General features: G+C 53.7%; 11 protein-coding genes and 1 pseudogene. 10 read left to right on the plus strand and 2 right to left on the minus strand.

Features of this window, described 5'->3' with window-relative positions; genetic code table 11:
* Positions 1-6: 6 nt before the first annotated feature.
* Positions 7-726 (minus strand): SOS response-associated peptidase, encoded by a 720-nt coding sequence (locus ABOC32_RS13470; protein ID WP_426811600.1) that lies wholly within the window; start codon positions 724-726, stop codon positions 7-9.
* A 102-nt stretch (positions 727-828) separates the two neighbouring features.
* On the opposite strand from ABOC32_RS13470, the gene ABOC32_RS13475 reads away from it, so the two are divergent.
* From ABOC32_RS13475 to ABOC32_RS13510, 8 genes and pseudogenes are all read left to right on the plus strand, one after another.
* The gene (locus ABOC32_RS13475) at positions 829-1,257 is read left to right on the plus strand and encodes a S24 family peptidase (protein WP_234227094.1); all 429 of its coding nucleotides are present in this window, start codon (positions 829-831) and stop codon (positions 1,255-1,257) included.
* Positions 1,247-1,561 (plus strand): annotated as a pseudogene (locus ABOC32_RS13480) (DNA polymerase V subunit UmuC); the annotation flags it as partial. The gene ABOC32_RS13475 and the pseudogene ABOC32_RS13480, both read left to right, overlap by 11 nt.
* A gap of 79 nt (positions 1,562-1,640) precedes the next feature.
* A complete protein-coding gene (locus ABOC32_RS13485) occupies positions 1,641-2,930 on the plus strand; it encodes a site-specific integrase (RefSeq protein WP_426811363.1) in 1,290 nt (429 codons plus the stop codon).
* Complete coding sequence (locus ABOC32_RS13490) at positions 2,923-4,656, plus strand: site-specific integrase (protein WP_426811364.1); 1,734 nt, start codon at positions 2,923-2,925, stop codon at positions 4,654-4,656. The genes ABOC32_RS13485 and ABOC32_RS13490 overlap by 8 nt, the downstream gene beginning before the upstream one ends.
* Entirely contained in the window at positions 4,653-6,695 is a 2,043-nt protein-coding gene (locus tag ABOC32_RS13495) for a hypothetical protein (RefSeq protein ID WP_426811365.1), read from the plus strand. The genes ABOC32_RS13490 and ABOC32_RS13495 overlap by 4 nt, the downstream gene beginning before the upstream one ends.
* A complete protein-coding gene (locus ABOC32_RS13500; RefSeq protein WP_426811366.1) occupies positions 6,670-7,131 on the plus strand; it encodes a hypothetical protein in 462 nt (153 codons plus the stop codon). Before ABOC32_RS13495 ends, ABOC32_RS13500 begins: the two co-directional genes overlap by 26 nt.
* A gap of 94 nt (positions 7,132-7,225) precedes the next feature.
* Positions 7,226-7,654 carry a LexA family protein gene (locus ABOC32_RS13505; RefSeq protein ID WP_426811367.1) on the plus strand — a complete coding sequence of 143 codons (429 nt, stop codon included), beginning with the start codon at positions 7,226-7,228 and terminating at the stop codon, positions 7,652-7,654.
* Positions 7,644-8,918, plus strand: coding sequence for a Y-family DNA polymerase (locus ABOC32_RS13510; protein WP_426811368.1), 1,275 nt, complete (start codon positions 7,644-7,646; stop codon positions 8,916-8,918). Before ABOC32_RS13505 ends, ABOC32_RS13510 begins: the two co-directional genes overlap by 11 nt.
* Positions 8,919-9,575: 657 nt before the next feature.
* Here the strand turns inward: ABOC32_RS13510 and ABOC32_RS13515 are convergent.
* A complete protein-coding gene (locus tag ABOC32_RS13515; protein ID WP_426811369.1) occupies positions 9,576-10,388 on the minus strand; it encodes a transporter in 813 nt (270 codons plus the stop codon).
* A gap of 316 nt (positions 10,389-10,704) precedes the next feature.
* Here ABOC32_RS13515 and ABOC32_RS13520 point away from each other — a divergent pair, with 316 nt between their 5' ends.
* Both ABOC32_RS13520 and ABOC32_RS13525 read left to right on the plus strand, forming a co-directional pair.
* On the plus strand, positions 10,705-12,195 hold the full coding sequence (locus ABOC32_RS13520) for a DUF1254 domain-containing protein (protein WP_426811370.1): 1,491 nt from the start codon (positions 10,705-10,707) through the stop codon (positions 12,193-12,195).
* Positions 12,196-12,258: 63 nt separating this feature from the next.
* Positions 12,259-13,554, plus strand: a complete 1,296-nt coding sequence (locus ABOC32_RS13525; protein ID WP_400639971.1) for a DUF1254 domain-containing protein — start codon at positions 12,259-12,261, stop codon at positions 13,552-13,554.
* Positions 13,555-13,596: the final 42 nt, after the last annotated feature.

Genomic DNA, 13,596 nt, shown 5'->3' on the forward strand with positions numbered 1-13,596 from the left:
TACTCATTAAAACTCTAGCTGACCTTGATGGTTTTCGTTGTCCATCGGCGTAATCAACGACTCACCCTCATTCCTCACATTTCCTACCGCCTTGCCGACCGGATACCACCGGAATTGTGCAGCCGGCCTGCAACCTTGCTCCACGATCGCCACAGCCCGTTCCGGCGATGTAGTCGGGTCGATCCATTCCCGCGCGAGCTCAGGGGGCAACACCAAGGGCTTCCTGTCGTGGATGTCGATCAGTCCCTGATCCGCTGCTGCGGTGATGATCACAAATCCATCGCGCTCGTCTGTCTCGGTGTTCTGGTGCACTTCTGCAAGCGCCGCGAAATAGAGCGGGGCGCCGTTGGCGCTTGTGATGTAGTACGGCTGCTTGCGCTTTGGGTCCGCTGGATCTGGTATCCACTCGAACCATCCGTTCGCCGGCGCCAGGGCTCTACCACCTGGCCACAGGTCTTTGAAGAATTTCCCTGTTACCACTGTTTCGGCCCGCGCATTAATCGGGTCCGGCCGCTTCCCCTTCGCCCAAAACGGCGACCATCCCCACTTGACGCGATCCACGCTCAGCCCACCCTTTACCTGGCGTATGACCTCGACGCGGGTCGAAGGCGCTACGTTGTAGCGACTGATTGGCTCGTGGTCGTAGCCGTTGATTACGACCAGATCCAGCGATAGCTGGCGCAGGTAGTAATCCATTGACTCGTAGATCGAATACCGTCCGCACATCGCTAGCCTCTCGCTCGTCAGAAAATTCACCGCCCAGGATTGACCGAGCTTCCGATGCCAGATTTACTGTATATGCATACAGTTTGCATCGGACCTTCCACAATGACCATTACATTCTTAGGCACGCCAACCGGCGGTACCGAACCCCTACCACTCTATTCATTTCACGTTCCGGCCGGTTTCCCATCCCCGGCAGCGGACCATCTGGAAGGCCATATTTCCCTTGATGAGCTATTCGACCTCCGCGCACCCCATGTGTATCTGGTGAAAGTGGAGGGGGACAGCATGCAAGGGGCAGGGATCTACTCCGGTGACATCGTTATCGTAGACCGCGGGCGTGAGGCGGAGCATGGGGACATTGTCATCGCTGCGGTCAACACCGAGCCCGTATGCAAGCGTCTGCACCGCCGTGACGGAGTGGTGATTCTCAAGTCGGAGAACCCGGCATACCCTGCGCGGTACATCATGGAAGGCGATGAGCTTGTCGTTTGGGGCGTTGTGCGTTACAGCGTGCGCGACCATGCGCAGTGACCAGGTGTTCGCGCTGATTGATTGCAACTCGTTCTACGCGAGCTGTGAGCGCGTGTTCCGGCCGGACTTGGCCAAGACACCCATCGTTGTGTTGAGCAACAACGATGGGTGTGTGATCGCTCGGTCATACGATGCGAAGCCATTCGTGAAGATGGGTGAGCCGTATTTCCAGGCCAAGGACAAGCTGCAACGCCATGGCATCATGGCCTTCAGCAGTAATTACGCGCTGTACGGCGACATGAGCGAGCGCGTCATGACCTTGATCGAATCCATGGTGCCGGCCACCGAGGTCTACAGCATTGATAACGGTAAGGTGTAGGGTATGGGCATCCACACAACAAGGTAGAGACCATGGACATGATGGTGTTCGCTGAGGCTGCCGAATGGTCACGTTAGAGCGCATCTGCTTTTCACCCCATTACCACACACGAGAGTCTGGCGCGGTCGCTTACTCTCCAAGTGGAAGCCGTCAAGTGATCGAAGGGTTACCGCAGATCTTTTGGACTGACGGTACCCCGTGGAGAGAGGCAAATCTTTGGGCAGTGGAACGCGTGACTACTGGCGAGGCGACGCTAAAGACCGTTACTAGCAATATGAACGGTCTATTGAATTACGCTAAATTCCTTGAGTCCCGTAACTTGCAGTGGTTTGAGTTTCCTGTCCGAAAAGCTGATCGCTGCTTGGTATTGTATCGGGGAGCGCTTATCAAGTTACGCAATGTCGGAGGGGTTAGCCCATCGACAGCGTCGGAATACATGAGAAATTGCGTAAAATTTTATAAGTGGATAAGGGCGAAAGACCTGTTGGCTCCTCATGTCGCACTGTGGCGCGAGAAATCTTACTTTATAAAGTTTTTTGATCAGGTTGGCTTCGAGCGTACACTCAGTGGTGTAACTACTGATCTTGGCATTCCAAATAGGCGTCGACTTGGGTTGACTCTAGAAGGTGGGCTTCTGCCAGTGTCCGAAGTTGATAGGGATAGAATATTAGATTTTGCAAAGGCTAACGCCACGCCGGAGCTCTATCTGATGATGGCGGTTGGGTTCTTTACAGGTATGAGGCTCGGTAGCATTTGCGATCTTAAGATTGATACACTGGAGCGTGCAGTTCCAGACCCGTGTGCTCAAGGCCTTCTTCGTATAGCCATTGGACCGGGAGCGTCCCCGGCGGTACATACAAAGTTTGAAGTGACCGGTCAGGTTTGGATTCCCCACGCCCTGCGGAACGCATTGTTGGAGTACGTCCAAAGTTGGCGGCGAATAGAGCGAGAAGCCAAGGCGTTACCTGGTAATCGTAGTTTGGTGTTTTTGACCCGTTTTGGTAATCCTTACGGGAGACGTGGAAGCGATCAATCTTCGGCAGTGAACGTAGAAATGTCAGCGCTACGGAAGTCTGGTATTGCTTCCGGATTAGTTGCTCTTCGGGGATTTCGCTTTCATCAAACTAGATGTACGTTTGGCACTGTGTTGGCGCAAGTCGCACTTAGTGCTTGTGCCGATGTCTCCGTAGTTGTTGCGATGGTTAGTGATGCGCTACTTCATGGGCGCAATTCTGAGTCAACCACTTTTAAATATATACGCTTCGTTCAGGCAATGCCCGCTAAACAAGCGATTTCAAACAGTTTTATGTCTGCCTTCATCGGCGTCAGGTTCGAGAGACCACGTGGTGAATAACTTCGAAGGTGTACTTACATTCCCCATGCTCGAATACGGTGCCACTGAAACTCCATGGGACTTGAGGTCCTTGCTTTTTCGCGGGGGTGCTGCTGTGAGGGTAAATAAGGTAAGCCAATTAATCGAGTCCAATAAATTAGGAGGCCTCCTTGCAGAACGTATTGAACTAGTAACCAAGCTTCATGAGAACCTGGCTGATGATCTTGCCGGTGGTGGGAGTCGGTTCTCCGCAGATAACAAGGTGACTGTTCTCCGCAGGTTTTTTGCCTGGGTCGACGCTGAAGAATTCCCTTTGAGTCTTGATTCAGCCCCTGATGCATTTATTCGCTGGTCTGAGCACATGGTTCAATGTCATCGAATTCGTAAGGAGTTTAGTGCGCGCACCCTTTATGAGCTTACTAAGCTCATTGCAACGATGCTAGATAAAGTCTTGGGTAGTAAGGCTAGTTTGAGTAAAAGAATTCGAGTTCGAAAGCCGCGAGGTAACGGTAAAGTTCACACATCTCACTCTGCTAAACAAAGTCTTCAAGAAACCTTTGAGTTTGGTCGTTTTCTGGCTGCTATTTGCGATGCCCTGACCTGGGAGGTGATAACTGGGCCTTTACCTGTAAAAGTCATGCTGAGTTCAGGGAAGATGCTAGAATTGTGGTCAGGGCTACGCAATCCTGAAAAGTATGCAGCGCAACGAAAAATGCCTCATGCCCAACGAAAAATCGATGCTGCGAAAGGTTTTAACGAGGCATGGATAAATGACAGGTCTTTGAGAGCTCGTACCCCGCTCGTAAATCTACGAATTGAAAGTGAGATGCTGATATTTATTGCCCAGACAGGGCTAAATTTGAAGCAAACTCATACATTGAGGCTAGATCAGTACCACTACACTAGCCATCTCGATGGATATCAGGTCCGCGCCTATAAGGAGCGGCGGGAGGGCGAGGTGTTATTTGAAATTTTCGCCAGCTACAAGAAGTGGTTTGAGCGTTATTTGATCTGGCGAGCCCAGTGGTTTTCTATTGATGATGACGCCTTACTTTTTCCACTTGTTCGTAGTGGTGGCCGACTCGTGGGTACTGCTCCGCAGTTCACTAACTTAACGCGCATTTGTGGCGAAGTTGGGGTTGTGCTTGTGAGACCTTTGAAGCTCCGTGGCACGCGCATCAATTGGCTTCTTCGACAATCACAGAACCCGGAGCAGGTCGCTGAAATTGCACAGCATACTGTGGGAACTCTCCTGAGGGTTTATGCGGAACCGCATCCACAGACGGCTATGCTTGAAATCACACGTTTCCATCAAACTAACGATCCTTCGATATCACCGCCAGCCCCTGGTCGCTGCGTTTCAGCAGCACCAGAACCTCTAGATACGTTCTTAAAGAACGTGCCGGAACCGGATTGTATCAACGCAGCTGGATGCTTATTCTGTATGCACCATCGCGATATCGAAAGTGCTGACCACGTTTGGTCTCTTGCAAGTCTCCGTCATCTAAAGTCCTTAGAGTTGGCCCGCTATCGTCCGCCTGCTCATGATGAGCAAAGTATTTCGGAGCATCCTACTTTTCAGGTTGTAGATCGATTGACAGCCAAGCTTCGTTTTTTTGAGCAGAGTAGCGCAATTCGCAAGGAGTGGGTCGTCGAAGCCACAGCCCGTATACACGAAGAAGACTACCACCCAGCTTGGTACGGTTTTATACGTTTAGCAGAGTTTCAAAAGGAATCAGCGTTGTGAAAGATTTCCTTCATGAACTTGGACTTGCCATCGAATCTCCTATTGTAGGGCCGGACGCTATTAATTACCGTCCACCGAGTTGGCCGCCGCACCCTAATTGGCCGGCCATCATCGATGCGGTAGGTAAAACTGTTAGCTGCTGGGGTGATTCTGTTTGGCGTCTCGATCCTTGGGCCGGAAAAAAAGTTACTTTGAATTTCGGAGATAGCTCCTCCCAGAAATTTGCGGCAGCGATTGATTCGAAAAATGCGGACCTGCTCCGAATCATTACTGGATGGTGGATGTTTGGTCCAAGTGCAGCACGAGGTTACAGAGGGCTTAAAACTCGCTTTGATCAAATTCGCAAGCTTTTCGTTTTGTGTTCACAAGAGGGAATTTTGGCATCTGAGCTGGCTCATTTTCCACGCGTGATCGACCGTCTGCCATCAGTTCTACAAGTTTCCCGCTCAGGCGAGCTTCTCGCGTTGCTGCACGAGCTGTACGAGCGGCGTGATGCCCTGGGATTCGTTTTACTGGATCGAGGCGGCTTAGCCTGCCTAGCAGCATCAATACCAGAACATCAGACCGCGCAAACCGCTTATATCCCACCGCGAATTTGGGCATACCAAGTTTCACGCTTGCGAGAGTGTCTCGAAGACTTTCTGGAGCATCGAAAGGATTTCGAGGCCTGCTATCGCTTTAGCAGTGCTGCGCATATCTATAATAACGCTAGGTTCATAAAGGGCGATAAATTTGCAAAATATCGTCCGTTTCAGCCTCCTAGTGGTGGAAAGCATGGTCGAGTGACTGGTTGTCGTTACTATGGCCCTTTTGTTAATACTGCGCGCAGATTTGGCGTCGCAAATTTGATCAGTCGCTGGCTAGGGGGCAAAGAGGAAGATTTTCGCCCTAATATATTGAGTAGCTACCTTGTATTTGTAAGCTATGTAGGACTAGCTTATATTCTGAATTTCAGTCTCATGCGTGTCGAGGAAGCGTGGGGGCTTCGTTCAGATTGTTTACAGATTGAGAGTGACCCCCAGTTTGGCGATATTTACGTCTTAAGTGGGGAAACCACTAAGACAATGTCCGATCAAAGGGCGCTTTGGGTTACTTCACCATCTGTAACGGTAGCTATTGAAGCAATGCGAGCGGTCGCTGAGCTTCGTCAGGAGATTGCTTTAATGACGCTGCCAGATCTAGTTTCTGCTAAGTTATCCTCACTATATCTTATCGATTATCAATTTGCGCCTTGGCTAACTAAGAAGCATGCTGGCTCTAAGTCGTTGCGTCCAAGTATTTATAGCTATAAAAGACTTTTGCAGTCGGGTATTAAGTTGTTTGATCCGGAGCAGTTGCGCATTACACCCAAGGACTTCGAGTTGGCTCGAATGGTGACGCCAACGTTAACCGATGAGTTTGCGGTCGGCGAAATCTGGCCCTTGGCGTGGCATCAGTTAAGGCGAACTGGTGCTGTCAATATGCAGGCATCTGGTTGGGTCAGTGACGCCTCCTTACAGTTCCAGCTTAAGCATGTTGTGCGTGCAATGAGCCTTTACTATGGGCAAAACCATTCAAAGGTTCGGCTGGAAGACAAAGCCCATACCTACTATGTGCGAACCATGTATGAAGTTTTAGGTAAGCAGTTGCAGCAACTCGCGAGCGATAGATTCATTAGCCCTCATGGAGAAAAGAGAAAAGCCGAGATAGTACGCTTGGTTTCGGCAGAAGAGGAAAAAAAGTTGATTAATTTGGCGGAGCGAGGGCTGGTAGCCCATAGGCCTGTAGTGCTCGGCGTATGTACTAGTAGAATCCCGTGTCCATACGGAGGGATCGATAATATTGCTCATTGTGGCGGAGGAGATTTGGAGGCCGATCCAAAGCCTTGTGCTCATGTGCTGTACGACTCTAGGCTACTCGACCAGGTCGAGAATCTTGAAACCGTCTTAGATGAGCTTATAGAGACCGCCGATGCTAATAGTCCCCTCATGGGATCCCTAGAAGCTCAAAAACGTAGTGTGGAGAATTATCGAAATGTCATCCGCGAATCAACCTCCTGAATCGGGACGGCGGTTAAGCGCGGGGGATCTTTACCGGGCAGCGTTTGAGCGACTGAAGGCGAACGAGCCTGAGCGACTTCCTAAAGGTGCTCTCGTCAGCCAGAACAACGTGGCCAAGGAAGCCGGCAGCGATCCGTCGGCTCTCAAAAAAAGTCGGTTCCCTTTGTTGATTGAAGAGATTCAGAGGTTTGTTGAGGGACAGGCCCAGGCGCGTCCCCCATCAGTGCATCAGACTAAGGTGCTTGCACGCAAAACGAACCGGGGTCTTAGGCAGCGGATTGCAGAGATCACTCAGCAACGAGATCGCCTTGCCAGTCTGTTGACCGAAGCGGACGCTACCATTCTGGAGCTCTACGACCGCATTTCTGAGCTAGAACAGCAGTTACCGCCAACGAATGTGCGCCCAATCGATCCGCGAGGCCGCAAGCGTCTCTGAGCAAGCTCCGACGAATCACCAGCGAGCGGGATTGACCCGAGACTGAATCAAGGATTAGCTGTATGCATGTACAGTTAATCCTTGAGCGTTCGCCATGACTATTACCTTTTTAGGCAAGCCAACCGGTGGTGCCGCCAAGCTTCCCTGCTATTCCTTTCGCGTACCTGCAGGCTTCCCTTCACCTGCGACCGACCATCTGGAAGGCGACATTTCTCTTGACGACCTTTTCGAACTGCGAGCGCCTCATATTTATCTGGTAAAAATAGAAGGGGATAGCATGCAGGGATCGGGGATTTTTTCGGGTGATCTGGTCATTGTCGACAGGAGCCGGGAGGCCGAGCACGGTGATGTAGTCATCGCGGCGTTGAACAATGAGCCAGTTTGTAAGCGTCTTCACAAGCGTAACGGGGTGGTGATACTCAAATCGGAAAACCCCAGCTATCCCGCGCGATACGTCCTCGAAGGAGATGAGCTATTGATTTGGGGCGTAATCCGTTTCAGTGTGCGTGATCATGCGCAATGATCAAGTGTTCGCGCTGGTTGATTGCAACTCATTTTATGCGAGCTGCGAGCGTATCTTCCGACCCGATCTGGAAAAAACGCCTATCGTAGTACTGAGTAATAATGATGGGTGTGTGATCGCACGGTCGTATGACGCAAAACCGTTTGTAAAAATGGGTGAGCCTTTCTTCCAAATTAGAGACAAGCTAAAGCGGCATGGAATTGTTCCGTTTTCTAGTAATTATGCGTTGTATGGCAATATCTCCGAGCGCGTTATGACGCTCCTAGAATCTTCCGTAGAGCGTTGTGAACGTTATTCTATTGATGAGGCTTGGCTCGATCTGACAGGCATGCCGGGAGACATGGAGGCTTTCAGTCGCGACTTACGTCACCGAGTTCTTCGCTGCACTAGCATTCCAGTTGGTGTTGGTATCGCACACACCAAGACGTTAGCCAAGTTGGCTAATCATACGGCCAAAAGGCTCCAAGCTCACACTGGTGGAGTGGTGGACATTCGCGATAATTTCAAACGCGATTGGGTTTTGCGTAATACTGCGGTAACGGAGGTTTGGGGAGTTGGACGTCGTATGGCGGAACACTTCGGGGCTATGGGCATACGTACGGCAATGGACCTGGCAAGGGCCGACGCGTGGACGCTTCGACAGAAGTTCAACGTAGTGGTGGAGAAGACGGCGCGTGAACTAGCTGGCACGCCCTGCTTGGAACTGGACGAAGCAGAGCCGCCAAAGCAGGAGATCTGTTGCAGCCGGATGTTTGGCAAGCGACTGACAGAGCTTGTGCTGATCAAGCAAGCCGTGGCCACTTACGTCGCGCGTGCTGCTGAAAAACTCCGAGCGCAGGGCTCAGTGTGCAAGCGAATACGCGTAAGCATCCGCACCGGGATGTTTAACCCGGAGGAGGTGCACCACGCCCAGGGCGTGCTGGTTGAGTTGCCTTACCCAACCTCCGACACCCTGTTAATGACCAGATTCGCCACCGATGCTGTGTCGAAGATTTACAGGCCTGGTTTCCGGTACAGCAAGGCGGAGGTACTGCTGATGGAACTGCGTCAACCTGGAGAGTTCTCAGAGGATTTGTTCGCGCTTAAGCAGCCAGTTGCGTGTGGCCGACTTATGCAGGTTATGGATGATATCAACGACCGGTGGGGGCGCGGGACAATGCGGGTTGCTCGCGTGCCTGTCGCGCCGGATTGGGGGATGCGAAGAGAAATGATGAGCCAGTCTTACACCACGCGGATTGATCAGCTGTGGACCGTAAAGTGTTGAGTTTCTAAACGCCTCTTTTCTAACGCTGCCGTGGGTTCCATCACTAGGGCGAGGTGCCCAAGCGTCTCAGGGTGACGACTTATAGGGGTGCATACCCAACGGGTATAGTGCAATTCTCACCAGAAAGCTTGGCCCTCGATGGCAAAGCCTCAGCATTCATCGCTGATTTCTGCCCTTACACGAGCGAATAGTTCGTCAAGACTGCCCCCCGACTGCAGCAAAAAGCCTTCAGCCAAAATGCTGAGTGGATGCACGCCCATCACGTCGGCGATCGAGGTTAGCTTGTTGACGGTTATCGGGCTACTTTCGAACTGAGTGCAGCGTTGTTGGTGCTGGGGGCCGTTCTGGCCTACCTCGCGGCACGCGCCACCTTGCGGACACCGCTTATGGTTTCGTTGAATTGAGCAACATAGGGGGAGGGGCTTCATCGTGAGGCAGAGCGGGTGTGCATCAGGAAGATTCCAAGAGACTGCGGTTGTCCGCTATTGGCCGTTAGCTGCCAGTGGTGAGTGGCAGCTATGGGTCGTAAGCAGCCGTTCGCGAGTGGCTGCTTTCGACCCAAAGCAGACATTCGCCGATAGCGGTATGGGCAGACGAAGTCTAGGGGCTTCAAATTCCTCTCGAAAAACTGATATGCATCGGTTGAATGGAGGCCTGTCAGCGAGGGAACAGCAATGTCACAGCTGCGCGGAATCCCCAGCCTTGGGGGCCATCGCCTGATCTGTCCAGCCAGTACCTTGGGCCCGCTTGGATGGTCAGGGGTTGGCCATTTATCTTGAGCAGTTGGGTGACGGTCAAATTGATGGGGATCGACCACTCGCGTGACTGCCAGTCATAGGTCGATTCCGTGTTGATGCCGTAGGTGGTGAGCGACTTGGTGGTGTACGACAGGAAGGGTTGCAGGAATGTCTGATTGACCTTTTCCTTGCCATCCGGTGGGCTGCCATCAAGCCCCCAGATATGGTTGGCGAGTATGCCTCGGGTCCAACCATTTGACTGCTTGAGCGCTACCGCAGTCGGGCCCAGGCCCCATTGTTCATTCCCGAGCAGTTCGTCGCTGGCGGTCGGAATCAACAGGGCTGGGCCTGTACCGAGGATCCATCCGCTGTCGGTGGGCTTGCTGGGGGAAAAGAAGAAGCTTTGCGTAACGTCCCCTGCGCCTGATTTGTTCGCTGCGCCGTTGGGGGCCAGGCCGTGCTGGTCGATGACAGGCAAGATGGTGCGTGAAATGAGATTCCAGTCCTCATTCAGCGTGAATGGCAGCACTGGCTGGATGTTAGTCACGCTGTGCATACCATCACCGGTGGAGCCGATCTTCTGATCCCAGTTGTACTGCACCGGCAGGCTGTACATGGCAGCCACAGGGTTGAGGGCAGCCTTGGCCAGTTCTGCGGAGTCTTCGGCCTGGGCACTTCCGGCTCCAACAGCAATGACCAGCGAGATCCAGCATGTGCAATGGACTTTTTGCATAAGCTCTTCCTGTTGAGAGGCGGTTCGAAGTTCGCAGGCATTGCCCCAGCGCCAGTGTAGACAACGACTGCTCGCACGGTGAGAGCAGGCAAATGGCAATATCAATTGCCGCCGAGCGCGAGTTGAAATTGCCAGTGCCATAGCTGAAGGCCTGGAGAATCAGGTGCAAAAAATTGGCAGCTCATCAAGCTGCCCAGTAAACCTGATCTACACTGCTTCAAGTTTTCTGAAGTCGCCATGCTGCATACAGCAGGCTAACTAGCGCCTCGTTACCTCTGCCGTCTACCGACAGTCTTTCTAGCCCAAGGAGATGTTCATGGAAGTCATAGATGGGTTGATGACTCGGATGGTCACCTGCCTGAAGCCTTGCCTGCTGGCCACAGCGATTGCCGCTTGTACTGTCGTCACCGCGCAGGCAGCGACCGAACCCTTGGGTGGGCAACCCCCAGCGGGGGCCACCCCTTCGGTGAAGGACTTCGACTATCAGATCAAGTACCAGCGTGCGTTCGAAGCGATCCTCTGGAACATGCCGGCGATTGCCATCTACTCCTTCCGCCGTGCTGCCGAAAAGGATCTTGGCTACAAGGACAATGACATCATTGCCTATTCGGCAACGGCTACCCCACAACTTGAAGCCATTACTGCCAACAGCACCACGCCTTACATCGCGGCCTACACGGACCTGCGCAAAGGCCCAGTGGTGCTGGAAATCCCGGCAGCCTCCGCGGACGGCAGCCTATATGGCCAGGTGGTGGATGCCTGGCAACTTACCATCGCCGATGTAGGCCCGGCAGGGCTCGACAAAGGCAAAGGCGGCAAGTACCTGTTCACTGCACCTGATTACCAAGGTGAAGTACCCAAGGGCTATATCCACGTGGCCTCGCCCAACTACCGTATCGCTCTGGCGTTTCGCTCGGTGCCGCCCGCGGGCAAGACAGCCAAGGACGCCTACGAATACGCCAAGCGCCTGCGCATGTATTACCTGGCTGAAGCCAAGTCGCCACCGCAGCAGAAGTTCATCGACCCTGCCCATGAGCGCTACCCGACGCTGCCGTTCTATGACGAACGTCACTTCGAAGACATGCACGCGATCATGAGCGTGGAGCCAGTGCGCGAACACGACAAGGTCATGATGGGCATGCTGTCGTCCCTGGGCATCGTCAAAGGCAAACCCTTCGCACCGGACGAAACTGCCAAAAAGGCCATGCACCAGGCCGCGATCGATGCCTGGTTCTTTCTCCAGCAATGGTTCGACACCGAGATGTCCAAGCGCGTGTACTGGCCGGATCGGCACTACGTCTCGCTGTTGCAGCCTGATGCCAACCACACGTTCACGTTCATCTACGAAGATCGCATCGACTTGCTCGAACGGGCAGCGGAGTACTTCTGGTGCACCTACATGCCTAAAGTCCTCAGTGCCTCGCCGGCGACGTCGTACCAGATGGCGATGGCCGACAAGGACGGCAAACCGCTGGAAGCCGGCCAGCTTTACAAGCTCGATGTGCCCAAGGACATGCCGGTCAAGCAGTTCTGGGCGCTGACGGTCTATGACCGAGCCACCTTCTCGTTCATCTACAGCGACAGCAACCGCACCACGCTGTCGTCGTTCGACGTCGACAAGATGAAGAAGAATGCCGATGGCGGCGTGACGATCTATGTCGGGCCGACGGCCCCGCAAGGCGAGGAAGCCAACTGGATTCCCACCTCCGGCAAGCGTCCATTGCCTGCCATGCGCTTCTACGGTCCCACCGAAGCGTTCAACAACAAGACCTTCAAGTTGCCCGACTTCGAACGGGTAAACCCCTGAGTACTGCTTGCATCCTTCGAAAACCAAAAGACAGGGGCTGGCCCGCCGGCCCAAGGAGACTTGATGAAACCCATGGTGCTTGGAGCAGCCCTGCTTTCGCTTGCCGTGCCGGCCTTCGCACAGATTCCCGATAAGCTTGCCGAAGACGCCTACATCTATGGTTACTCCATGGACGAGGCCTACAAGTTCTTCTATGAGACGGCAGTCAAGACCAATACGCCGCTCAATCGCTTCCAGAACATCCGCCACCTGGCCGATGACACTTACGTCGACCACCCCACCATCAACAATGACACGCTGCACTTGATGGGCTGGCTGGATATCGCCGCAGAACCGGTGATCGTCAGCGTTCCGGACATGGAAAAAGGTCGTTACTGGATCCTGCACACCATGGACATGGGCCATTACACCACGTCCATGATCGGCTCCCGCACGCGCGACACCAAGGGCGGCCACTTCATGTTCGCCTCACCACAGTGGAAGGGCACGGTGCCCGACAGCGTCACCGAAGTGATCCGTGTCGAGTCCAACCTGGTGAAGCTGATGGGCAGGATCATGTCCACCGGGCCTGAAGACCAGAAGAAGGCGCTTGCCTACATGGACGACTGGAACGTCCGTACGCTATCGGCTTACCTGGGCGAGCCCGGCCCAAAGGCCAAGCAGCGCACGTACCCCGATCCGGCCAAGACCAATTGGCTGCAACGGGTGAACTTCGTGCTGTGCGACGGCAACATGGGCCAGGCCGACAAGAAATGGCTCGACCAGTACAAGTCAGTCGGCGTCGAACCCTGCAAGGAAAACTTCACCAAGGAGCAGCTGGCAGCCGCGAAGAAGGGTGAAGAACTGGGCATGAAGCACATCAAGGAACTCGCTCCGAAGATGACCGATGCCGGCAAGCTGCTGGGCACACGCGAGCAGTTGGGTGACGGGCCCCGTGACCTGTTTGCCGAGGGCACCTACATCGGCCAGTGGGGGCTGCCACCGGATGAAAGTATCTACCTGCGCACCGAGACCGCTGCGGACGGCAAGCCGATCAATGGTGCCAATGGTAAGTCCTACACCATGCACTTCAAGGCGCCCGAGGTCAGCCAGTTCTGGTCCTTCACCGTCTATGCCTCGGACAACCGCCTGATGGCCCACAACGCCATCAACCGCCACAGCCGCGGTGACCGTACCCTCAAGCCGGATGCGAATGGCGAATACACCATCGAGCTGAGCGCCAAGGGTGAAGAGAGCAACCCCAATTACCTGCCAATTCCGGAAAAGGATGCCTACATCGTCTTGAGGTTGTACGGCCCAAGCAAGGCAGTGCAAGGCGGCGGATACAAGTTCCCGCCCGTCGAAGTGACCTCGCCCTGATTCGTGAGGAGGGTGTTGCACCCTCTGGCAAGGGCTTCTGAA

It is taken from the genome of Pseudomonas sp. WOUb67, assembly GCF_050058005.1.
GTDB lineage: Bacteria > Pseudomonadota > Gammaproteobacteria > Pseudomonadales > Pseudomonadaceae > Aquipseudomonas > Aquipseudomonas putida_R.